1 protein-coding gene is annotated in these 1,867 nt (G+C 68.8%); it reads left to right on the forward strand.

Annotation, left to right across the window (positions count from 1 at the left end; genetic code table 11):
• Positions 1–1,867, forward strand: a 1,867-nt coding sequence (locus BM004_RS40475; RefSeq protein WP_143120488.1) for an AMP-binding protein, incomplete at both ends; no start/stop codon positions are given.

A 1,867-nucleotide genomic window follows, 5' to 3' on the forward strand; every position in this document is an offset into this window, starting at 1 on the left:
CAGACCGAGGGCGATGCGTACGTGACGCTGAACAGCCTGAGCTTCGACAGCCGGGAGCGGCTGGAGCGGTTCGTCGCGAGCTTCAACGAGGTGATCGCACGGCACGACATCCTGCGCACGGCGGTGCTGTGGGAGGGGCTGCCCGAGCCGGTGCAGGTGGTGTACCGGCATGCCGTGCTGCAGCTGCAGTGGCTGGAGAGCGCACAGCAGCTCGACGCCACGGTCGACCCGAGGCACTACCGCATCGACGTGCGCCGCGCGCCGATGCTCGGTGCCATCGCCGCCCACGACGCGGCCACCGGCAAGTGGCTGCTGCAGATCCTCAGCCACCACTTGGTAGACGACAACACGACGCTGAAGCTGATCGTCGAGGAGATCGCGCTGATCCAGCAGGGCCGCGCGGACGCATTGGCGGCACCGGTGGCGTTCAGGCGCTTCGTGGCGCAGGCGCGCCTGGGCGTGAGCCAGGCGGAGCACGAGACGTTCTTCCGCCAGATGCTGGGCGACGTGCAGGAACCCACGGCACCCTTCAACCTGCTGGACGTGCAGGGCGACGGGCTCGAGGTCGACGAGGCACGCCTGTCGCTGGAGACGGGCCTTGCCTTGCGGCTGCGGCAGCAGGCGCAGCGCCATGGCGTGAGCGCGGCGACGCTGTTCCACCTGGCCTGGGCGATGGTGGTGGGCAAGGCCAGCGGCAAGGACGACGTGGTGTTCGGCACCGTGCTGTTCGGCCGCATGCAGAACGAAGGCGCGGCCCGCGCGCTGGGTCTTTTCATCAACACGCTGCCGTTGCGCGTGCGGCTGGGCGCCCAAGGCGTGGCGCAGAGCCTGCGCCAGACGCATACGGCGCTCAGCGCCTTGCTGCATCACGAGCATGCGAGCCTGTCGCTTGCGCAACGTTGCAGCGGGCTGCCGGCGAGCACGCCGTTGTTCTCCACGCTGCTCAACTACCGCCACACGCCGCAGGGCGATGGTGCGTCGCTGGCGTTGGGACTCGAAGGCATGGCGGTGCTGGGAGACCGGGAGCGCACCAACTTCCCGATGTCGATGCTGGTCAATGACCTGGGCGATGCCTTCGTGCTGATCGCGCAGGTCAGCCGGACGCTCGATGCGCAGCGCGTCTGCGGCCTGATGGAAGCGGCACTTCAGGGCGTCGTCGAGGCCCTGGCTCGGCAGCCCGAACATGCGGTCAGCGAGGTGGAGCTTCTGGGTGAGGCCGAGCGTGCACAGCTGCGGCGGTGGAGCGTGAACGGGCAGCGCCACGCGGGTGAGCAGCCGGTGCACCGGCTGATCGAGCAGCAGGTGCGTGAACGCCCCGACGCTCCCGCGCTGGCGTTCGGCGACCAGTCCCTGAGCTACGGCGAACTCAACGCACGGGCGAACCGCCTGGCGCACCGGCTGATCGCCTTGGGCGTAAAGCCCGAGAGCAAGGTCGGCATCGTGGCAGAACGTTCCGTCGAGATGGTGGTGGGCATCCTCGCGATCCTCAAGGCCGGGGGCGCGTATGTGCCGCTGGACCCGGAGTACCCGGCCGACCGCCTGGCCTACATGGTCGAGGACAGCGGCATCGCCTTGCTGCTCACGCAAAGTCACCTGCAGGTGCCGGGCACCGAGGCGTTGGAAGTTCTGGCACTGGACACACTCGACCTGTCCGCTGAGTCGGAGGCCGACCCCGAACTCGACCTGCACGGCGAGCACCTCGCCTACGTGATCTACACCTCGGGCTCCACTGGCCGCCCCAAGGGCACGGCGAACCGCCACCTTGCGCTGTGCAACCGCCTGGCCTGGATGCAGGACGCCTACCGCCTCGACGGCTCGGATGCGGTGCTGCAGAAGACCCCGTTCAGCTTCGACGTCTCGGTGTGGG

Source organism: Variovorax sp. OK212 (genome assembly GCF_900112425.1).
GTDB lineage: Bacteria > Pseudomonadota > Gammaproteobacteria > Burkholderiales > Burkholderiaceae_C > Variovorax.